The sequence below is a fragment of the Sphingobium sp. SJ10-10 genome (assembly GCF_036038995.2).
Taxonomy (GTDB): Bacteria; Pseudomonadota; Alphaproteobacteria; order Sphingomonadales; family Sphingomonadaceae; genus Sphingobium.
Window position 1 is genome coordinate 2,942,248 of sequence record NZ_CP158132.1, and the last position, 20,089, is coordinate 2,962,336.

Here is a 20,089-nt window from a genome sequence, read left to right on the forward strand (position 1 = left end):
ACGCGGGGCTGGCCTTTTTCTCAAGGAAAGGGTACAGGCCCGCGCTTCGCGTAGAGACTCAAGGGTCCAGGCACGAAATTCGGAACCGCCGGGAATCATTCCGGTAGGCCAAATAAGAAGGAACCGGATCCATGATCCAGATGCAATCCAATCTTGACGTCGCTGACAACAGCGGCGCCAAGCGCGTCCAGTGCATCAAGGTGCTGGGCGGCTCGAAGCGTCGCTTCGCGAGCGTGGGCGACATCATCGTCGTCTCGATCAAGGAAGCTGCGCCTCGTGGCAAGGTGAAGAAGGGTGACGTGCATCGTGCCGTCATCGTGCGCACTGCCAAGGACGTGCGTCGCGCTGATGGCAGCGTGATTCGCTTCGACGGCAATGCCGCTGTGCTCATCAACAAGAACGAGGAGCCGATCGGCACCCGTATCTTTGGCCCGGTCGTTCGCGAACTGCGCGCCAAGAAGCACATGAAGATCATCTCGCTTGCCCCCGAGGTGCTGTAATGAGCGCTGCGAAGATCAAGAAGGGCGACAAGGTCGTCATCCTGGCCGGCAAGGACAAGGGCCGCACCGGCGCCGTCCTGCAGGTGCTGCCGAAGGAGGACAAGGTTCTCGTCGAAGGCATCAATGTGCATGCGCGTCACCGCAAGCCCGACCAGGCGAACCCGCAGGGCGGCATCGAGCGTAAGCCGGCGCCGCTTCACATTTCGAACGTCGCTGTCGCTGACAAGGATGGCAAGCCGACCCGCGTCCGTTTCGAGGATCGCGACGGCAAGAAGGTCCGCGTCGCCGTCAAGTCCGGTGAGGTGCTGTAATGAGCGACAAATATACGCCGCGCTCGAAGGCGCAGTATGACGCCGAAATCGCCAAGGCGATGACCGAGAAGTTCGGTTACAAGAACGTCATGCAGGTTCCGAAGATCGAGAAGATCACGCTCAACATGGGCGTGGGCGAAGCGACCCAGGACAAGAAAAAGGTCACGCAGGCCGCCGAGGAAATGGAACTGATCGCTGGCCAGAAGCCGGTCATCACCAAGGCTCGCAAGTCGATCGCGCAGTTCAAGCTGCGTGAAGGCATGCCCATCGGCGCCAAGGTCACGCTGCGCCGCGAGCGCATGTACGAGTTTCTTGATCGTCTGATCAACATCGCTCTGCCCCGCGTGCGCGACTTCCGTGGTCTCAATCCGAAGAGCTTCGATGGCCGTGGCAACTATGCCTTCGGCATCAAGGAGCAGTTGATCTTCCCGGAGATCAACTATGACCGCATCGACAAGGTGCGCGGCATGGACATCATCGTGACCACCACGGCGAAGACGGACGAGGAAGCGCGCGAACTGCTGCGCCTCTTCGGCTTCCCCTTCCCGCTCGAAGAGAAGCAGGCGGCCTAATCTGGCCCCGCTTCTCTCCCAACGCTTAAGCTAAGGAAGAGAACTTAAGTCATGGCGAAACTGAGTTCGATCAACAAGAACGAGCGCCGCAAGAAGCTGGTGAAGAAATATGCCGGCCGCTATGCGAAGCTCAAGGCGATCGCGAATGATACGACCGCTGATGACGGCGATCGTCTGATCGCGCGTCTGAAGATGGCGGAGATCCCCCGCAACGGCAACCCGACCCGCGTGCGTAACCGCTGCGAGCTGACGGGCCGTCCCCGGGCCTACTACCGCAAATTCCGTCTCTGCCGCGTGCAGTTGCGTGATCTGGCCAACAAGGGCCTGATCCCCGGCGTCACCAAGTCGAGCTGGTAAGGATCATTTGAGATGGCATTGACCGATCCCCTGGGTGATATGCTCACCCGCATCCGCAACGGGCAGCAGGCGAAGAAGGACAGCGTTATGTCCCCCGCTTCGAAGCTGCGCGCCCGCGTGCTCGACGTGCTCCAGCGCGAAGGTTACATCCGTGGCTATTCCGAGGAAGCCCTCGGCAAGCACCCCGGCCTGCGCATCGAGCTCAAATATTTCGAGGGCCAGCCGGCGATCAAGCATGTCGCCCGCGTGTCCAAGCCTGGCCGCCGCGTCTATTCGGGTTCCAAGGAACTGCCGGTGGTGCGCAATGGCCTGGGCATCACCATTGTCTCGACGCCCCGTGGCGTTCTGTCCGACGCCGAAGCGCGCGAGCAGAATGTCGGCGGCGAAGTGCTGGCGGAGGTGTTCTGATGAGCCGCACGGGTAAGAAGCCGATCGCCGTGCCTTCGGGCGTGACGGCGTCGATCGAAGGCGGGCAGTTGTCGGTCAAGGGGCCCAAGGGCACCCTGGCACTGCAGTTGCGCGACGAGATCAGCTACACGATCGAGGACGGCAGCATTTTGGTGAGGCCAGCCAACGACACCAAAGCGGCACGTGCCTTCTGGGGCATGCAGCGCACGCTGATCCAGAACCTTGTCACCGGCGTGACCGAGGGCTTCTCCAAGAAGCTGCTGATCACCGGTGTCGGCTACCGCGCCAACTCGCAGGGCAAGACCCTGAAGTTGCAGCTCGGCTACAGCCACGACGTCGATTTCGAGATTCCGGAAGGGATCGAGATCAAGACCCCGGACAACACCACGGTCGAGATCAGCGGCATCGACAAGCAGAAGGTGGGTCAGGTCGCCGCCGAGATCCGCCGCTGGCGCAAGCCCGAACCCTATAAGGGCAAGGGCATCAAATACGCCGGCGAGTTCATCTTCCGCAAGGAAGGGAAGAAGAAGTAAGATGGCAAAGCTTTCCCTCTTCGCGCGGCGTCGTCGCCGCGTTCGCACAGCGCTCAAGGCGGTTTCTGGCCACAAGCCCCGCCTCAGCGTTCACCGTTCGGGCCGTCACATCTACGCCCAGGTCATTGACGATGCGCAGGGCAAGACCCTGGCCGCCGCGTCGACCCTGGACAAGGATATCGGGGCCAAGGCTCTGGGCAAGACCGGCGCCTCTTCCGAAGCCGCAGCCGAGGTCGGCAAGCGCGTTGCCGCTGCGGCAACCGCTGCCGGCGTCACCAAGGTCGTGTTCGACCGTGGAGGCTTCCTCTTCCATGGCCGCGTCAAGGCGCTGGCCGATGCGGCCCGTGAAGCCGGGCTGGAGTTCTGATCATGGCTGACGAAAACACCATTGAAGCCGGCGCCCCCACCGAGGGCGTCGAGGCTGCACCGACCGAAGGTCGCGGTCCCGGCCGTGGCCGTGGTCGCGGCGGCGATCGCAACCGTGGCGAGCGCGGCGGCCGTGGCCGTCGTGATGACCGTCGCGGCAACCGCGACGAGGAGCAGGGCGAAGAACTGATCGAGAAGCTGGTTCACATCAACCGCGTCTCGAAGACCGTCAAGGGCGGTAAGCGCTTCGGTTTCGCTGCTCTCGTCGTGGTCGGTGACGGCAAGGGCCGCGCGGGCTTCGGCCATGGCAAGGCGCGCGAAGTGCCCGAAGCCATCAGCAAGGCGACCGCTTCGGCCAAGAAGGCGATGGTTCGCGTTCCGCTGAAGGAAGGCCGCACGCTGCATCATGATGGCCTCGGCCATTTCGGTGCGGGCAAGGTGACGGTCCGTTCGGCGCCTGCCGGTACCGGCATCATCGCCGGCGGTCCGATGCGCGCCGTGTTCGAGAGCCTCGGCGTCGCTGACGTCGTGACCAAGTCGAACGGCACGTCCAACCCCTATAACATGATCCGTGCGACCTTCGCGGCGCTGGGCGAACAGACCAGCCCGAAGTCGGTGGCGCAGCGTCGCGGCAAGAAGGTCGCTGACCTTCTGCGTCGCGGCGGCGCCTCGGCCGAAGTCGCGCAGGCTGATGCCGAAGCGATTGCGGAGTAAGACGACATGGCGAAGATCAAGATCAAGCAGATCGGTTCACCGATCCGCCGTCCCGCCGACCAGAAGAAGATTCTGATCGGTCTGGGCCTTGGCAAGATGCACCGCGTGGTGGAGCTGGAAGACACTGCGGAAGTCCGCGGCGCCATCAAGAAGCTGCCCCATATGGTGGCAGTGGTCGAAGGCTAAACCCTTCGGTTCATCGAGATAAGGCGGGAGAGGGGGAAACCCCTCTTTCGTTTTTTGGGAAAGGGCGCTAATGGCGCGCCCTCTTTGTTGTCCCGCCGCGAAAAATCAGAGGTGGGACTGCGCGAACATAGCGAAAGCGAGTGCACAGATGACGAAGCTTAACGAACTCAACGATAATGCTGGCGCCCGCAAGGGTCGGATGCGCGTCGGCCGTGGTATCGGCTCGGGCAAGGGCAAGACCGCCGGTCGCGGCCAGAAGGGTGCCAAGGCACGTTCAGGCGTCGCCATCAGCGGCTTCGAGGGTGGCCAGATGCCGCTCCACATGCGTCTGCCGAAGCGCGGCTTCAACAACATCTTCGCCAAGGATTACGCGATCGTGAACCTGGGCGCGGTGCAGAAGGCGATCGACGCCGGCAAGCTCGACGCCAACGCCACCATCGACCATGCGGCGCTGAAGGCTGCTGCCCTCGCCCGTGGCGGCAAGGACGGCGTGCGTCTGCTCGCCAAGGGCGATTTGACCGCCAAGGTCAGCTTCCTGGTCGCCGGCGCGTCGAAGGGCGCGGTTGAAGCGGTCGAGAAGACCGGCGGCAAGGTCGACGTGATCGAGGTCGTTCCGGCGGCTGAGAAGGCCAAGGCGAAGAAGGGCACCACCCTCGCCGCCAAGAAGGCCGCAGCGAAGGCCTGATCCGGCCTGCCAAGGCTTGCAAGCGTGACCCCGCTGCCCGATATGGGTGGGCGGGGTCATGTGTTTCGGGGCAAGTTTTTGTCGCATCGGCGGCGATTCCCGGTTCGACAGCGCCCCATCACCCCGCTAAGGGGTTAGCGATTCCGCTCCGGGCATCCAAATCCCGGCAAGATGTTTTGAAGGGCAGCCACGATGGCATCGAGAGCCGACCAGCTCGCATCCAATCTCAGCCTGGCGAAGTTCAGCCAGGCGACCGACCTCAAGAAGCGCCTGTGGTTCACGCTGGGCGCGCTGATCGTCTTCCGCTTCCTGAGCTTCGTGCCGCTGCCGGGCGTCGATCCGACAGCTTTGTCGCAGCTCTACAAGCAGACCAATGGCGGCATCCTCGACATCTTCAACACCTTCTCGGGCGGTTCGCTCTCGCGCATGAGCCTGATCGCGCTCGGCGTGATGCCGTACATCACGGCTTCGATCGTCGTGCAGCTCGCCGCCAGCCTCTCGCCGCAGCTTGCGTCGATCAAGAAGGAAGGCGAAAGCGGTCGCAAGAAGCTCAACCAATATACCCGCTACGGCACCGTCGGCCTGACTGCGGTGCAGGGCTATTTCATTGCCGTCGGCCTTGAGAGCTTCGGCGCGCAGTCGGGCGTACAGGCGGTGGTCGATCCGGGCATCCTGTTCCGGGTCGCGGCGGTGATTTCGCTGATCGGCGGCACCATGTTCCTGATGTGGTTGGGTGAGCAGATCACCTCGCGCGGCATCGGCAACGGCGTGTCGCTCATCATCATGGCGGGTATCGTCGCCCAGTTGCCGGTGACGCTCAGCAACCTGTTCAAGTCGAGCAGCACGGGCGCGATTTCCGGTCTGCTGATCTTCCTGGTGATCGTGCTGGGCTTTGGTCTGATTGCGTTCATCTGCTTCATGGAGCGGGCGCAGCGCCGGGTGCTGATCCAGTATCCCAAGCGTCAGACGCGCCAGGGCCTGATGCAGGCAGATCGCAGCCATTTGCCGCTCAAGGTCAACACCGCCGGCGTCATCCCGCCGATCTTTGCCAGTTCGTTGCTGCTGATGCCGCTGACCATTTCGCAGTTCGCGGGACGGACGGTCGCGGGCGAGAGCAAGCTGGGCGATTTCGTGCTGACGCTGAACCAGTATCTGTCGCACGGCAGCCCGGTTTATATGGGTCTTTATGGCCTCGGCATTGTCTTCTTCTGCTTCTTCTACACCGCCGTGGTGTTCAATCCGGAAGAGACGGCCGATAATCTCAAGCGCAATGGCGGGTTCATTCCGGGCATCCGTCCGGGTAAGAACACCGAAAATTATCTGGATTATGTGCTGACCCGGATCACGGTGATCGGCGCGGCCTATCTGGCCTTCATCTGCCTGGTGCCGGAATTCGTCATCGCCCGGGCGGGAATTCCCTTCTACCTTGGTGGGACTAGCCTGTTGATCGTGGTCAATGTTACGGTGGACACCGTGACGCAGATTCAGAGCCACCTGCTCGCCCATCAATATGGGGATCTGATCAAGAAGGCGAAGCTGAAGGGGCGTATGCGCTGAAGGGGCGCAGCACGTGAAAAGCGCGAAGAACAGGGGAGAATGCGCGACATGAATATCATTCTGCTCGGCCCTCCGGGCGCCGGCAAGGGAACGCAGGCGACGCGTCTGGTGGATAGCCGGGGCATGGTGCAGCTATCGACGGGCGACATGCTGCGCGCGGCGGTGAAGGCCGGGACGCCCATCGGCCTTAAGGCCAAGGCCGTGATGGAAGCCGGCGAACTGGTGTCGGATGAGATCGTGTCGGGCATCATCGGTGAAGCCCTCGATGCGCTGTCGCCGGAAACCGGCGTGATCTTCGACGGCTATCCGCGGACGGAGGCGCAGGCCTATTCGCTCGACGGCATATTGGCGGACCGCAATCGGACGCTCGACCATGTGATCGAGCTGGACGTGAACGAGGACGCGCTGGTTGAGCGTATCACCGGGCGCTTCACCTGCGCGACCTGCGGCGAGGGCTATCACGACACGTTCAAGACGCCGAAGGTCGAGGGTAGCTGCGACAAATGCGGTGGCCATGAGTTCAAGCGCCGCCCGGACGACAATGAGGAAACCGTGCGGACCCGCATGGCCGAATATCGCGCCAAGACCGCGCCGATCCTGCCCATCTACGAAGCGCGCGGCATCGTGTCGCGGGTCGACGGCATGGCCGACATGGACGATGTGACGGTTGCGATCGCGGCCATCTTGGACGGCAAGGGCGCCTGAGCTAATTTACCCTCCTGCAAGGGAGGGAAGGCGATGTGCAAGATCATGATTTTGGCATGGGCTGGTGCGGCGATGGTCGCGCCGGCCCATTGCGCTGTTACGGGCAGCAGCGATGTCGGTTTCGTGGCGGAGAATAGTGTCGATGTCTCCGCCGATGCGGCGACTGTCTATCGATTGTTGGGGCAACCGGCCCGCTGGTGGAACGGACAGCACAGCTATAGCGGCGATCCCGCCAATCTGAGCCTGGACCCCGTTGCGGGCGGCTGCTTCTGCGAAAAGGTGCCGGGCAAGGATGGGAAGGCCGGAAGCGTCGAGCATGGCCGGGTGATCTATGCGGCGCCGGACAAGCAATTGCGCCTTTCCGGGGCGCTGGGGCCGTTGCAGGCGGAGGCGGTAACCGGGACGCTCACTTTCGACATCGCGCCGACGGGGAAAGGCGTGCGGGTCGGAATGAGCTATGTCGTCGGCGGTTATATGCGCATGGGCGCGTCCAAGATCGCTCCGCTCGTCGACAGGGTTCTGACCGAGCAATTGCAGGGGCTGAAACGCGCGGCGGAAGCGGGACAGCCTTAGCTCGGGGCCGGCCTGGCCCTGTCGAACGCCAAGGGGCGCTTACGTCCGAATTCGTCACGCTTTCCGAAAATACAGCCGGGCCATGCGGTTAACCACGATATTGACGGAAAGATTGCTGTTCCGTTGCTATGGCGAGGACATGACGGGGTCGCGCCTTTCCACTGGCCGCTTGACGGAACTGGACGCGTTGCGCGGTCTGGGCGCGCTGTGCGTGCTGGTTTTTCATTACTCCACCCGCTTCCATGAGCTGTTTCCGCAGGCGGCCCATGTTCCCTACAGCTTCCTGGGCGGCAATTACCGGGTGCTGCTGTTTTTCACCATTTCCGGCTTTGCGATCTTCTTCACGCTCGACCGAATCCGGACCGCCGCCGATTTCGTGATCAACCGCTTTGCCCGGCTCTATCCCGCCTATCTGGTCGCGATGCTGCTGACGCTGGGGATCGAATATCTGGCGCGGGTGTCGCAACTGCTGATCGGGCCGGGCGCGATCCTGGCCAATATCACCATGTTGCAGGGTTTTGCCTTCTTGCCCGAGGTCGATGGCGCCTATTGGACGCTGACGGTCGAGATAGCCTTCTATTTCTGCATGGTGGCGATCTGGAAATGGGCGGGTGTCAGGCGGCTGGAGCTGGTGCTGCTGGCCTGGCTCGCGCTGCGTTGGCTCTATGCGCTGTGGCCGGGCATGCCCGAGCGGATCGTGATGCTGCTGGTGTTGCGCTATGTGCCCTTTTTCATCATCGGCATGTTGTCCTATCGCGTTTGGGCGGGGCAGCGAAGCTGGCGGCAACAGGCGCCCTATGCCGCGCTGGCTCTGCTCTCGATCGCGACGGTCGACAGCCAGGACATCACCCTGGCGGGCGTTGTCCTGCTGGGCGTCTTTGCGGCGCTGATCGCGGGGCGGCTGCGTTTTCTCAGCCTCCGGCCGCTCGTCTGGATGGGTGGGATCAGCTATTCCTTCTACCTCATCCACCAGCATGTCGGCTTTGTCGTGATGCTGAAAATGGCCGAGGCGGGGTACAGCCCCTGGGCGGGTTTTGCGACGGCCTTTGCGGTGGCGCTGGGTTTGGGCACGCTGATCAACCGTCTGGTCGAGCGGCCGGCTGGGGAGGCGATCCTGGACTGGTGGCGGCGGCGTCGGGAGAAGGCGGTGTTGAGCGAGGCGGCGCCGAGCAAAGTCTAGGGGGTAGCTGGTTGCGTCTTCCACCCTTTATCGTCCCCCTCGCATGTGGAAACGTCCCGAGATGGGTTCTCGCTTTCGTGGGAATGACCAGGCAAGCTCAAGGTGCGGGCTGGACAAGGGCGTCCCGCTTGCCCAAATGATGGGCCTGTCATGACCAAGCGCATCCTTCTTATCATTTCCGGCGGCATCGCGGCTTACAAGTCGCTGGAGCTGGTGCGACTGCTGCGCAAGCGGGGCTTGGCCGTGCGCGCGGTGCTGACCGAGAGCGCGGCCCAGTTCGTGACGCCGCTCTCGCTGGGCGTGCTGACCGAGGATCATGTCTATGGCGACATGTTCGACCTCAAGGAAGAGCGCGAGATCGGGCATATCCAGCTCAGCCGCCAGGCCGATCTGGTGGTGGTGGCCCCCGCGACGGCGAATATCCTTGCCAAGATGGCGGCAGGTATTGCCGATAATCTGGCGACGACGTTGCTGCTCGCGACCGACAAGCCGGTGCTGGCCGTGCCCGCGATGAATGTGCGGATGTGGCATCATGCAGCCAACCGGCGGAACGTTGCTCAGCTCAAGACCGATGGCGTGCACATCATGGAACCGGACAGCGGCGAAATGGCATGCGGCGAGTTCGGCAAGGGGCGCCTCCCCGAGCCGGAGGCGATCGCGGCGGAGGTGGCGCGGTTGCTGGCCTTGCCGCTGGCCGCGGATCCTCTGGCGGGCCAACCGGATTTTGAAACGGCGGATGCGCCGCTGGCCGGGCGGCATGTGCTGGTGACGGCCGGGCCGACGCATGAGCCGATCGATCCGGTGCGCTATATCGCCAATCGCTCCTCGGGAAAGCAGGGCTTTGCCATTGCGGCGGCGGCGGCGCGGGCCGGGGCGCGGGTGACGTTGGTCGCGGGGCCGGTGCATTTGCCCACACCCTCCGGCGTGGATCGCGTCGATGTCGAGACAGCGCGGGAGATGCTGGCGGCGGTGGAAGCCGCTCTGCCCGCTGATGCGGCGATCATGGTGGCGGCGGTGGCGGACTGGCGCACGGCGGATGCGGCGGATCAGAAGCTCAAAAAGGATGGGTCGGGCAAGCCTGCTCCGCTTTCCCTGGTCGAGAATCCGGACATTCTCGCCACGCTGGGAAAGCATGCCAGGCGCCCGGCCTTGCTGGTGGGCTTTGCCGCCGAGACGCAGAAGGTTGCTGAGCATGCGCAGGCCAAGCTGGCGCGTAAGGGGGCTGACTGGATCGTTGCCAATGATGTGTCTGGTGACGTGATGGGCGGCGATTCCAACAGCGTGCATATTATTTCCAAGGACGGCGTCGAAAGTTGGGAAAATCTGCCCAAGGACGCTGTTGCCACTCGTTTGATAGAAAAGGTCGCTGATGCCCTCTCCTCTCGCTCCGATTGAAATCCGTCTGAAGCGCCTGCCCCATGGCGAGGGGCTGCCTGCGCCTGCCTATGCGACGGCGCATGCGGCGGGGATGGATGTGGTGGCGGCGGAGGACGTCATCCTGGTGCCCGGCGGGCGTCATGCGGTGGCGACGGGTTTCGCTATGGCGATTCCGGAAGGCTATGAAGTGCAGGTGCGGCCTCGCTCGGGCCTGGCGCTCAAGCATGGGATCAGCCTGCCCAATACGCCGGGTACGATCGACGCCGATTATCGCGGCGAATTGAAGGTCATATTGATCAACCTGGGCGGCGAACCCTTTGTGATCTCGCGGGGCGACCGGATCGCGCAACTGGTGGCGGCGCCGGTGCAGATCGCCACCTTTGCCGAAGTCGAGGAACTGGACGAGACCGTCAGGGGTTCCGGTGGTTTCGGGTCGACGGGAGTGAAATAATCATGACCCCATCCCCGCTCACCGACGAGCAGCTTGAACGCTATGCCCGCCATATCGTGCTGAAGGAGATCGGCGGGGCGGGACAGGCTCGGTTGCTGTCGGCGGATGTGGCGGTGATCGGGGCCGGGGGCATAGGCAGTCCGGCGATCCTCTATCTTGCGGCGGCGGGTGTCGGCACGATCCGGGTGATCGATGACGATGCGGTCGCCCTCTCCAATTTGCAGCGGCAGGTGCTGTTCGGGACCGAGGATATCGGCGCGCCCAAGGCCGAGGGCGCGATGGCGGCGGTGGCGCGGCTCAATCCCGATGTGAAGCTGATCCCCATCAATGCGCGGATCGATGCGGACAATGCCGCGCTGATGCTGCGCGAGGCGGATGTGGTGCTGGACGGCTGCGACAGTTTCGCGACGCGGCTGGCGGTGGCGGATTGCACGCAGAGGTTGAGGGTTCCGCTGGTGTCGGCGGCGGTCGGGCCGTTCGAGGGGCAGCTCGCCACCTATCGCGGGTGGGAAGCGGGCAAGCCTTGCTATCGCTGCCTGGTCGGATCCCCGGAGGATGCGCCGGAGCGGAACTGCTCGGAGACGGGCGTGATCGGGGCGCTGACCGGCGTAATGGGCAGCCTGGCGGCGCTGGAAGTGATCCGGGCGCTGGTGCCCTTTGGCGAGGATATGGCGGGGCGGCTGCTGTTGGCCGATCTGCTGTCGATGCGCTTTCGAACTGTGGCGGTGCCGAAGGATCCGGCCTGTCCGGGTTGCGCCGTGGAACTATGCGCGAGCTGAGGATCGTCGTCGCGACGGCGGATGCGGAGCGGCTGCGCGGGTCGCTGGTGATGGCGGCGGCGCAGGCTGCGTTGGGCGGCAAGGCGGCGCTTTTCCTGCAACTGGATGCGGTGGGATTGCTGCGGACGCCGATTGGGGCGCCGCAGGATGAGGCGCATCGGGCGGCGGGGCTGCCTTCGCTGGCGATGGTGATTGAGGAAGCCTTGGCTTTGGGGGTTGTCATCCTCGCCTGTCAGAGCGGGCTGGCCTTGTGCGGGATGACGGTGGAGAGCTTGCCCGCGGGCGTGGAGATTGGCGGGCCGGTTGGGTTTTTGCAGCAGACGGGGGATGAGACTCGCCTGCTTTTTGCTTGAAGCCGTCGGCTCGTCCGAATTTGGGTGGATAGGGGACGCTTCCTGTTTCGTCATTCCCGCGAAGGCGGGGATGACGAACTTCGAAAATGTCCGGAAATGGCCCAATGCGGGCCCGCTGTGGAGTCGTAAGCGAAAGCCGAGCGCAAAAAAAAGCGCCGCCGGAAGCTCCGGCAGCGCCCTTTCCGTGCAATGCCGCTCGTTACTGCGCGCGGGGCGCCGCCGCTGCCGCGTTGGTGGGCAGGCCGCCGAGTTGCGTCACCAACTTGGTATAGGCGTCGAGATAGGCCAGCACGATCACCTGGCCGATTTCGGTGTTCTGATAGCCGCCGCCGCCAGCCGCCGCGAAACCGCCCCACCAGCCTGCGCCGCCACCGCCGCCGAAGCTGAGGTCCGACTTGCGGGCATAGCCCTCGGTCAGCGCCTCTTCCTCGGTCGTGCGGGCGTTGACGATCGAGAGCGTCACATTGGCCTCGCTCTTCTTGACCGATATGCCGCCGGCGAGCGCGCCGAAGGTCCGGCCGCCCAGGAAGCCGCCGAGCATGCCGCCCAGCGCATTGCCGCCCGAATTCTTGTTCGAGGAAACGATGTCGGGCTGCAGATAATAATCCGCCGCCTTCACCTGGCCCTTGCCCAGGTTCGATCCCGCCTGCAATTCGCCGGAGTCCGCCATGGCGCGCTCCAGGTTGCGGCTGGCCATGGCGCGGCCACGGTTGACGATGCCGAAGCAGCCCGACTGCTGGATGAACACCTTGAGGATCGCCTCCGGGCTGCCCAGGTTCAGCTCACGCCACCACTGGTTGTCCGGCTCGACGATCGCCACCGTGCCGAGGCGCCGGGTGCAATGAGGAATTTCGGCGGTTTTCTTGGCCTGCTGCTGCCGGGCGGACGAGCCCTTGTCGGCGGCCATCGCCGGAGAAGCCGCGACAGCCAGGCCGGCTGCGGCAGCGACGAATTTCGCGAATACACGCATTGTCATGCACCCCTGAAAGTTGCTGAAGTCGTTTTGCTTTTGTGGCGCCCCGATATTTGACCCAAGCTCTAGCACAACCGCGTGGGCGCGCAAGTAATGCGAATGGTTATCACCGCTATTGCCTTCAAAGGGCGACCGATGCGCGTGCCTGCTGACACGCCCGCAAATGGCTGCTATCGGCGCGGGCCATGACCGATCTCTCGCACATCCGTAATTTCTCGATCATCGCCCATATCGACCATGGCAAGTCGACGCTGGCCGACCGCCTGATCCAGCGCACCGGAGGCCTCACCGACCGGGAGATGAGCGCGCAGGTTCTCGACAATATGGATATCGAGAAGGAGCGTGGCATCACCATCAAGGCGCAGACCGTGCGCCTCGACTATGTCGCGAAAAATGGTGAGACCTATGAGCTGAACCTGATGGACACGCCGGGCCATGTCGACTTCGCCTATGAGGTGAGCCGGTCGCTGGCCGCCTGCGAGGGCGCGCTGCTGGTGGTCGACGCGGCGCAGGGCGTGGAAGCGCAGACGCTGGCCAACGTCTATCAGTCGATCGAGCATGACCATGAGATCGTGCCCGTCATCAACAAGATCGACCTGCCCGCCGCCGAACCGGAAAAGGTGAAGGCGGAGATCGAGGAAGTGATCGGCCTCGACGCGTCGGAAGCGGTGTTGGCGAGCGCCAAGTCGGGCATCGGCATCGACGACATATTGGAAGCGGTGGTCGCCAAGATTCCCGCGCCCAAGGGCGACCGCGAGGCGCCGCTGGAGGCGATGCTGGTCGATAGCTGGTACGACCCCTATCTGGGCGTCGTGATTCTGGTGCGCGTCATGAACGGCGTCATCAAGAAGGGCCAGAACATCAAGTTCATGATCGGCGGGACCGAGCATCTGATCGACCGCGTCGGCTGTTTCCGGCCGAAGATCGAGCAACTGGCCGAATTGGGGCCGGGCGAGATCGGTTTCATCACCGCGCAGATCAAGGATATCAGCCAGACCCGCGTGGGCGACACCATCACCACGGTCAAGAATCCGGCTAAGACGCCGCTGCCGGGCTTCAAGGAAGTGCAGCCGGTGGTGTTCTGCGGCCTGTTTCCGGTGGACGCCAATGATTTCGAGAAGCTGCGCGATTCGATTTCGAAGCTGCGGCTGAACGACGCCAGCTTCTCCTTCGAGATGGAGACGTCGGCGGCGTTGGGCTTCGGCTTCCGCTGCGGTTTTCTGGGTCTGCTGCATCTGGAGATCATCCAGGAGCGGCTGACGCGCGAATATGATCTCGACCTCATCACCACCGCGCCGTCGGTGGTCTATGAGATTCATATGAACGACGGGACGACGCGGCACCTGCACAACCCCGCCGACATGCCCGACGCCAACCATATCGATTTTATCGAGGAGCCGTGGATCGAGGCGGTGATCTACTGCCCCGACGAATATCTCGGCTCCATCCTGAAGCTCTGTCAGGACCGGCGTGGCATTCAGAAGAATCTGACCTATGTTGGCGGGCGGGCGCAGGTGACGTATGAACTGCCGCTCAACGAGGTGGTGTTCGACTTTTACGACCGGCTGAAGTCGATCTCGCGTGGCTATGCCAGCTTCGACTATCACCAGATCGGCACGCGAGAGGGCGATCTGGTCAAGATGGGCATCCTCGTCAATAACGAGCCGGTCGACGCGCTCTCCATGATCGTCCACCGGGGCACCGCCGAATCGCGCGGACGCGGCATGTGCGAGCGGCTGAAAGACCTGATCCCCCGCCATCTGTTCAAGATTCCGATTCAGGCGGCGATCGGCGGCAAGGTGATCGCCCGCGAAACTATCGCGGCGATGCGCAAGGACGTGACCGCCAAATGCTATGGCGGCGATATCACTCGCAAGAAGAAGCTGCTGGAGAAGCAGAAAGAGGGCAAGAAGCGGATGCGCGAATATGGCAGCGTGCAGATTCCGCAGGAGGCCTTCATCGCGGCGCTGCGCATGGGGGACGAGAACTAGTCCGAAGCGTATCATGCTTGGGCGGCCTTGACGGCGGTGGAGCGTCCATGGTCAATGCAAAACGGTTAGCGGCAGGGGACCGGCATGAGCGAGACTTGGCTGTATGATGAGCATCCCGCGATGTTCCGCGCACACCCCTTTCTGTTCGTCCTGCTGCTGATTTCCGTCGTCGGCATAGTCGCCATCGGCATATGGTGGGTGCTTAACAAGGGCGAGCGTCTGGCACTGTCCGACCGCGAAGTGTTGTTCGAACGCGGCCTGCTCGCCAAGCAGCGGACGGAGATCGCGCTGTCCAGCATCCGCAGCGTGCGCATCACCCAGACGCTGGGCCAGCGGATTTTCAACGTCGGCAATGTGGAATTGTTCAGCGCGGGCGACATGGCGGAAATCGCTATCAAATCCATGCCGCGGCCGGACCGCATCCGGGCGATTGCCGCATCGCGCAACCTGGACCTGCTGCCCCAGCGGTAGGAGAATGCCGAACCGCCTCTTGACTTGTCCGCATTTATTTCAACGATAGTGCAATAGCGAGAGGGGCGGTTCGAAACGCCCCCAAGACCAGCAGGAAGGACGCCGAAGGAACGCCGGTCCGCAGTGGCGCGGGCAGGTGATTGCAAGGGGTCGTCTGCATGGGCTTTCGCGTGATGCCGTCGCTGCCAGGTCTGACTGCGCAGCAGCAGGACGAAATCCGTCAGACTTGCGGTTTTGCCTGTGTCCGCTGCGGCGTGACGATTTACCGTTATCTGCGTTTGCCCGAGAGTCATGGGGTGACGCTGCTTTGCCCGACCTGCCATGGGCTGGTCGAGGAAGGGCGGTTGACGCCGATGCAGGTGCAGGGCTTCCACGCCAATCCGGTCGTGCGGCAGCGCCATTTCGCGCGTGACCGGCTGCCCTTTTCGCCGGAATTGCCGACGCTGATCATGGGCGGCTCCCAGTTGTTGAGGGATACGCCGATCCCGCTGACGCTGGAGGGCGAGCCGATCCTGATCTTCGCCCCGCCGCGCCGGAGCAATGGCGCCACGCGAATCAGCGTGCGCATGGGTGGTCCCGATGGCGAGCCGGTGCAGGTCGTGAACGGCAATGAATGGATGCCGACCGACGGGAGCTGGCACTTTCTGCTGCGCGGCGACCGCTACACGATGATGGCGGCGCGGGGCGAGGGGCTGGCGGTGCTGCGGATCGTGGCGCGCAACCGGATCGCGGTGGAGCATCTGCGCACCACGATCAGGGGACGGCGGCTGGAAGTGACGCCGGATTGGTTGGAGATTGACGGCAAGCGCTATGTCGGGCGGATCGGTAGCGGGACTTTGATCGGGCTGGAATGTTGATCGGGCGTGGGCCGCGCTTCCATCGGATGTCCTCGTTCCTGAGTGGAGCGAGACGAGCGGCTCGCGACAGTCTAGATCAGACGTTGGAACTGGGCTCCTGCCTTCGCAGGAGCACGCTGGTTCTCAATCTCAACCCTTCTTCTTCCGCGGCTTGGCCATATTGAGCGCCACGGCGGCGCGGATCAGCGCCTTGAACGCATCCGCGTCGATCCTCTCGCCTTCAACGATGTCGATGGCGCGCCGCACATTGCCTTCCAGGCTGGCGTTGAACAGGCCCGCCGGGTCTTCCAGTGATGCGCCCTTCGCGAAAGTCAGCTTGACCACCCTCTTGTAGCTTTCGCCTGTGCAGAAGATGCCGTCATGCGACCAGACCGGGACGCCGCGCCATTTCCATTGCTCGACCACTTCGGGATCGGCTTCCTTGATCAGTGCGCGGACATGCCCCAGCATCTCTCCGCGCCAATCGTCCAGTGCCGCGATCCGCGCATCGATCAGCGCGGAGGGTGCATCCTTGTCCATCGGCGCCTCCTGTATGGCGGCACCCTAACAGATTGCGGCGAAACCGGAATGGCGTAGCGATGGTGCCGGGAGGGGCCTGCCTCTTGGCGCCACCGCTACGCCGCCCTTAGGGGACCACCCATGGGAGCGACCGGCCATGATCAGGGGATCGCGACCGGTGCCGGGGGGAATACGACCGGCGCGAGCGGTTTATTCCATCGCGATCCGCATCCGCTTTCTGAGGGGAGGGATTCAGCCGCAGCGGGCGGAGATGATCGCCATCTTATCGTCATAGCTGACGGTCAGCCGGTCGGCGCGGAAATCCATGGTCATCGCCATGCCGGGCGCCCCCCAGCGCAGGGTGCGGGCGCCCGACGCCTTGAGCAATTGCGCGCCGAGATCGGCACTGGCGGTCTGGCCGACGAAGCGGTCCAGCCCTTCGTTGCGGCACGGTCCTTCGGCGGCAGGCGGCGGCGTGGCGGGGCCTTGGGTGCCGGAACAGGCGGCCAGCAGGGGAAGAAGGATCAGTGCTGCCGTCCGCATCCGTCTTGGCTCCTATTGCGTGCGGGTCATCTTGAGGCGGCCGTTTCTGACCGCGAAGGCAAGACGGCCCTCGACCAGATCGACCGCGTCGCGGCCGAATTGTTCATAGCGCCAGCCTTCGAGGATCGACAGATCCTCGCGCACGCCCGCCGCCAGCGCGTCGATATCGTCGCTGCGGGCGATCAGGCGCGCCGCGACGTTGATGTCGCGCGAGCGGATCTTGAGGAGCAGCTTAAGCAGGTCCGCCACCAGCGCGCCGTCCTTGCCCAGGCCCGGGCGCTTGGGGTCGCGCTCGGGCATTTCTTCCTTGGCGAGCGGCGTGTGGTTGTTGAGCGCGAGCATCAGGCGGTTGCCGATGTCATTGGTCTTCCAGGTGGCGGAAAGGCCGCGTACCTTGCCAAGATCTTCCTGGATGCGGGGCGGATGGCTGGCGATATCGGCCAGCGTCTCGTCCTTGACGATGCGGCCGCGGGGCAGGTTCTTGTCCTGCGCCTCCATTTCGCGCCAGGCGGCGAGCGCCTTCAGGCGGCCCAGCACATCGGCCTTGCGGCTGGCGATGCGGACGCGCTGCCACGCCTCCTCGGGCTTGTTCTCATAATTGGAAGCGTCGCTGATCCGCTCCATCTCCTGATCCAGCCAGTCGCCCCGGCCGGTGCGGCGCAGTTCCTCCAGCATCTTGGGGAATATCTGGATGAGGTAGGTGACGTCCCCGATCGCATAGTCGATCTGCCGCTTGTCGAGCGGACGGCGTGCCCAGTCCGTGAAGCGGGCGCCCTTGTCGAGTTGAACCCCCAGCCAGGCGTCGACCAGATTGCCGTAACCGATCTGCTCGCCCAGCCCCAGCGCCATTGCCGCGATCTGCGTGTCGAACAGCGGATGGGGCGTCTTGCCGGTCAGGTTGTAGATGATTTCCAGATCCTGGCCGCCGGCGTGGAAGACCTTCAGCACATCCTCATTGTCGACCATCAGGTCGAGCAGGGGGGAAAGGTCGATGCCGGGCGCCTTGGGATCGATGGCCGCTGCTTCATTCTCGTCCGCGACCTGCACCAGGCAGAGATCGGGCCAATAGCTGTTTTCGCGCATGAACTCGGTATCGATCGCAATATAGGGCGATTTGGCGATCCGGGCGCAGAATTGGGCGAGAGTCTTGCTGTCGGTAATCAGCGGATGGATTTGCATATGGTCTTCGATCTTATTATGGGCTGGCCCGTCGCGCACGGGCTCGTCAATGCTTGACAAGACTGCCCATAGCGGCGCTGCAACAATTTGTCATTTCCGTAAAACGTAGCTGAAAGAATAGATCGCCATGCATGCTTATCGCACTCATACCTGCGGCGCCCTGACCTCTGCCGAAGTCGGCAATGAGGTGCGCGTGTCCGGCTGGGTGCATCGCAAGCGCGATCATGGCGACCTGGTCTTCATCGACCTGCGCGACCATTATGGCATGGTGCAGATCGTCACCGAGGTCGACGGGCCGGTGTTCCAGGTGATCGAATCGCTGCGCGCGGAAAGCGTCGTGACGGTGACGGGCAAGGTCGTGGCGCGGGCGAAGGAAGCGGTGAACCCGAACCTGCCGACCGGGGAGATAGAGATTCGCGCGCTGGACGCCGTGGTGCTCTCTGCCGCCGCCGACCTGCCGCTGCCGGTCGCGGGCGAGCAGGAATATCCCGAAGACATCCGCCTGCGTTACCGCTTCCTCGATTTGCGGCGCGAAACGCTGCACGCGAATATCGTCAAGCGCACGAAGATCATTTCCGACATGCGCCGCCGCATGGAAGGCATTGGCTTCACCGAATATTCGACGCCGATCCTGACCGCATCGTCGCCGGAAGGCGCGCGCGACTTCCTGGTGCCCAGCCGTATCCATGCTGGGAAATTCTACGCGCTGCCACAGGCGCCGCAGCAATATAAGCAGCTCCTCATGGTCGCGGGCTTCGACCGTTATTTCCAGATCGCGCCCTGCTTCCGCGACGAAGACCCGCGCGCCGATCGCCTGCCGGGCGAATTCTACCAGCTCGACCTCGAAATGAGCTTCGTCACGCAGGAAGACGTCTGGAACACGATGGAGCCGGTGATCGCGCAGGTGTTCGAGGCGTTCGCCGACGGTAAGCCGGTGACGCCCGCAGGCAGCTTTCCGCGCATCCCGCATGCCGAGGCGATGCTGAAATATGGCTCGGACAAGCCCGACCTGCGCAACCCGATCGTCATCACCGACGTGACCGAGCATTTCGTGGGTTCGGGCTTCGGCATCTTCGCCTCGCTGGTCGAGAGCGGCAGCGTGATCCGCGCGATCCCGGCGCCGGGTGCCGGTGCGGGCAGCCGGAAGTTCTTCGACGAGATGAACAACTGGGCGCGCAGCGAGGGCTATTCGGGCCTTGGCTATATCAACATCAAGGATGGCGTGCCGGGCGGCCCCATCGCCAAGAATCATGGCGAGGAGCGGACGGCCAAGCTGATCGACGCGCTGGGCCTGGGGCCGAATGACGGCGTGTTCTTCGCGGCGGGCAAGGAAAGCCAGGCCGCCAAGCTGGCGGGTCTGGCGCGCATCCGCGTGGGTGAGCAGCTCGACCTGATCGACAAGGATCGCTTCGAACTGTGCTGGATCGTCGACTTCCCCTTCTACGAATATGATGAAGAGACCAAGTCGATCGACTTTGCGCACAATCCCTTCTCCATGCCGCAGGGTGGGCTGGATGCGCTGGAGCATCAGGACCCGCTGACGATCAATGCCTATCAATATGACATGGTCTGCAACGGCTATGAGATTGCTTCGGGCTCGATCCGCAACCAGTCGCCGGAGCTGATGGTGAAGGCCTTCGAGAAGGTGGGTCTGAGCCAGCAGGATGTGGAGGAGCGCTTCGGTGGCCTCTATCGCGCGTTCCAATATGGCGCGCCGCCGCATGGTGGCATGGCCGCTGGCGTGGACCGGATCGTGATGCTGCTTTGCGGTGCGCAGAATCTGCGCGAGATCACGCTGTTCCCGATGAACCAGCGGGCGGAGGACCTGCTCATGGGGGCGCCGAGCGCTGCGGAGTTCAAGCAGTTGCGGGAACTGCATGTCCGGGTGGTGGAGCCGCAGGCCAAGGCTTGACCTTTCCTTTTTAGGGTATCGTGCTCCTGCGAAGGCAGGAGCCCAGTCCCGCCGTCTG

At 63.5% G+C, this 20,089-nt stretch carries 26 protein-coding genes; 22 read left to right on the forward strand and 4 right to left on the reverse strand.

Annotated features, from left to right (window positions below):
- The first annotated feature begins 131 nt into the window (after nt 1-131).
- The 18 genes from rplN to VVT58_RS14415 all read left to right on the forward strand — a co-directional run bounded on the left by rplN (nt 132) and on the right by VVT58_RS14415 (nt 11,607).
- Entirely contained in the window at nt 132-500 is a 369-nt protein-coding gene (gene rplN / locus VVT58_RS14330) for a 50S ribosomal protein L14 (protein WP_007686569.1), read from the forward strand.
- Nucleotides 500-811, forward strand: a complete 312-nt coding sequence (gene rplX, locus VVT58_RS14335; RefSeq protein WP_025547274.1) for a 50S ribosomal protein L24 — start codon at nt 500-502, stop codon at nt 809-811. The genes rplN and rplX overlap by 1 nt, the downstream gene beginning before the upstream one ends.
- Entirely contained in the window at nt 811-1,383 is a 573-nt protein-coding gene (rplE, locus tag VVT58_RS14340) for a 50S ribosomal protein L5 (protein WP_066560528.1), read from the forward strand. Before rplX ends, rplE begins: the two co-directional genes overlap by 1 nt.
- Nucleotides 1,384-1,434: 51 nt before the next feature.
- Complete coding sequence (rpsN, locus tag VVT58_RS14345) at nt 1,435-1,740, forward strand: 30S ribosomal protein S14 (protein ID WP_066560526.1); 306 nt, start codon at nt 1,435-1,437, stop codon at nt 1,738-1,740.
- A gap of 12 nt (nt 1,741-1,752) precedes the next feature.
- Nucleotides 1,753-2,148, forward strand: coding sequence for a 30S ribosomal protein S8 (gene rpsH / locus VVT58_RS14350; RefSeq protein WP_087574637.1), 396 nt, complete (start codon nt 1,753-1,755; stop codon nt 2,146-2,148).
- On the forward strand, nt 2,148-2,681 hold the full coding sequence (rplF, locus tag VVT58_RS14355) for a 50S ribosomal protein L6 (RefSeq protein WP_087574636.1): 534 nt from the start codon (nt 2,148-2,150) through the stop codon (nt 2,679-2,681). The genes rpsH and rplF overlap by 1 nt, the downstream gene beginning before the upstream one ends.
- A 1-nt stretch (nt 2,682) precedes the next feature.
- Complete coding sequence (gene rplR, locus VVT58_RS14360; protein ID WP_066560522.1) at nt 2,683-3,048, forward strand: 50S ribosomal protein L18; 366 nt, start codon at nt 2,683-2,685, stop codon at nt 3,046-3,048.
- Between the two features lie 2 nt (nt 3,049-3,050).
- Nucleotides 3,051-3,761: a 30S ribosomal protein S5 gene (gene rpsE / locus VVT58_RS14365; protein WP_082748715.1), complete on the forward strand. Its 711-nt coding sequence runs from the start codon at nt 3,051-3,053 to the stop codon at nt 3,759-3,761.
- Nucleotides 3,762-3,767: 6 nt separating this feature from the next.
- Nucleotides 3,768-3,947: a 50S ribosomal protein L30 gene (rpmD, locus tag VVT58_RS14370; protein ID WP_066560520.1), complete on the forward strand. Its 180-nt coding sequence runs from the start codon at nt 3,768-3,770 to the stop codon at nt 3,945-3,947.
- A gap of 148 nt (nt 3,948-4,095) precedes the next feature.
- Nucleotides 4,096-4,632, forward strand: a complete 537-nt coding sequence (rplO, locus tag VVT58_RS14375) for a 50S ribosomal protein L15 (RefSeq protein WP_327752462.1) — start codon at nt 4,096-4,098, stop codon at nt 4,630-4,632.
- 192 nt (nt 4,633-4,824) lie between these two features.
- Complete coding sequence (gene secY / locus VVT58_RS14380) at nt 4,825-6,189, forward strand: preprotein translocase subunit SecY (RefSeq protein WP_087574635.1); 1,365 nt, start codon at nt 4,825-4,827, stop codon at nt 6,187-6,189.
- A 48-nt stretch (nt 6,190-6,237) separates the two neighbouring features.
- Nucleotides 6,238-6,894, forward strand: coding sequence for an adenylate kinase (locus VVT58_RS14385; protein ID WP_066560505.1), 657 nt, complete (start codon nt 6,238-6,240; stop codon nt 6,892-6,894).
- A 33-nt stretch (nt 6,895-6,927) separates the two neighbouring features.
- A complete protein-coding gene (locus tag VVT58_RS14390) occupies nt 6,928-7,467 on the forward strand; it encodes an SRPBCC family protein (protein ID WP_405053707.1) in 540 nt (179 codons plus the stop codon).
- Nucleotides 7,468-7,606: 139 nt separating this feature from the next.
- Nucleotides 7,607-8,647 carry an acyltransferase gene (locus VVT58_RS14395; protein ID WP_327752460.1) on the forward strand — a complete coding sequence of 347 codons (1,041 nt, stop codon included), beginning with the start codon at nt 7,607-7,609 and terminating at the stop codon, nt 8,645-8,647.
- Nucleotides 8,648-8,797: 150 nt separating this feature from the next.
- Nucleotides 8,798-10,042 carry a bifunctional phosphopantothenoylcysteine decarboxylase/phosphopantothenate--cysteine ligase CoaBC gene (gene coaBC / locus VVT58_RS14400; RefSeq protein WP_327752459.1) on the forward strand — a complete coding sequence of 415 codons (1,245 nt, stop codon included), beginning with the start codon at nt 8,798-8,800 and terminating at the stop codon, nt 10,040-10,042.
- Entirely contained in the window at nt 10,017-10,475 is a 459-nt protein-coding gene (gene dut, locus VVT58_RS14405; RefSeq protein WP_066560499.1) for a dUTP diphosphatase, read from the forward strand. Before coaBC ends, dut begins: the two co-directional genes overlap by 26 nt.
- Before the next feature lie 2 nt (nt 10,476-10,477).
- Nucleotides 10,478-11,254 carry a HesA/MoeB/ThiF family protein gene (locus VVT58_RS14410; protein WP_066560497.1) on the forward strand — a complete coding sequence of 259 codons (777 nt, stop codon included), beginning with the start codon at nt 10,478-10,480 and terminating at the stop codon, nt 11,252-11,254.
- On the forward strand, nt 11,242-11,607 hold the full coding sequence (locus VVT58_RS14415) for a DsrE family protein (RefSeq protein ID WP_066560494.1): 366 nt from the start codon (nt 11,242-11,244) through the stop codon (nt 11,605-11,607). The genes VVT58_RS14410 and VVT58_RS14415 overlap by 13 nt, the downstream gene beginning before the upstream one ends.
- Before the next feature lie 199 nt (nt 11,608-11,806).
- Here the strand turns inward: VVT58_RS14415 and VVT58_RS14420 are convergent, their stop codons facing one another.
- A complete protein-coding gene (locus VVT58_RS14420) occupies nt 11,807-12,577 on the reverse strand; it encodes a CsgG/HfaB family protein (RefSeq protein WP_066560491.1) in 771 nt (256 codons plus the stop codon).
- A 188-nt stretch (nt 12,578-12,765) separates the two neighbouring features.
- On the opposite strand from VVT58_RS14420, the gene lepA reads away from it, so the two are divergent.
- From lepA to VVT58_RS14435, 3 genes are all read left to right on the forward strand, one after another.
- The gene (gene lepA, locus VVT58_RS14425; RefSeq protein ID WP_327752458.1) at nt 12,766-14,571 is read left to right on the forward strand and encodes a translation elongation factor 4; all 1,806 of its coding nucleotides are present in this window, start codon (nt 12,766-12,768) and stop codon (nt 14,569-14,571) included.
- Nucleotides 14,572-14,655: 84 nt separating this feature from the next.
- Nucleotides 14,656-15,042: a PH domain-containing protein gene (locus tag VVT58_RS14430; protein ID WP_176596724.1), complete on the forward strand. Its 387-nt coding sequence runs from the start codon at nt 14,656-14,658 to the stop codon at nt 15,040-15,042.
- A gap of 173 nt (nt 15,043-15,215) precedes the next feature.
- Complete coding sequence (locus VVT58_RS14435) at nt 15,216-15,899, forward strand: hypothetical protein (RefSeq protein WP_066562040.1); 684 nt, start codon at nt 15,216-15,218, stop codon at nt 15,897-15,899.
- A 129-nt stretch (nt 15,900-16,028) separates the two neighbouring features.
- On the opposite strand, the gene VVT58_RS14440 is transcribed toward VVT58_RS14435, so the two are convergent.
- The 3 genes from VVT58_RS14440 to rnd form a co-directional block, all read right to left on the reverse strand.
- The gene (locus VVT58_RS14440; protein WP_327752457.1) at nt 16,029-16,418 is read right to left on the reverse strand and encodes a DUF1801 domain-containing protein; all 390 of its coding nucleotides are present in this window, start codon (nt 16,416-16,418) and stop codon (nt 16,029-16,031) included.
- Nucleotides 16,419-16,649: 231 nt separating this feature from the next.
- On the reverse strand, nt 16,650-16,940 hold the full coding sequence (locus VVT58_RS14445; protein ID WP_066560479.1) for an I78 family peptidase inhibitor: 291 nt from the start codon (nt 16,938-16,940) through the stop codon (nt 16,650-16,652).
- Between the two features lie 12 nt (nt 16,941-16,952).
- A complete protein-coding gene (rnd, locus tag VVT58_RS14450) occupies nt 16,953-18,119 on the reverse strand; it encodes a ribonuclease D (RefSeq protein ID WP_327752456.1) in 1,167 nt (388 codons plus the stop codon).
- Nucleotides 18,120-18,246: 127 nt separating this feature from the next.
- On the opposite strand from rnd, the gene aspS reads away from it, so the two are divergent.
- Nucleotides 18,247-20,031 carry an aspartate--tRNA ligase gene (gene aspS, locus VVT58_RS14455; protein WP_327752455.1) on the forward strand — a complete coding sequence of 595 codons (1,785 nt, stop codon included), beginning with the start codon at nt 18,247-18,249 and terminating at the stop codon, nt 20,029-20,031.
- Nucleotides 20,032-20,089: the final 58 nt, after the last annotated feature.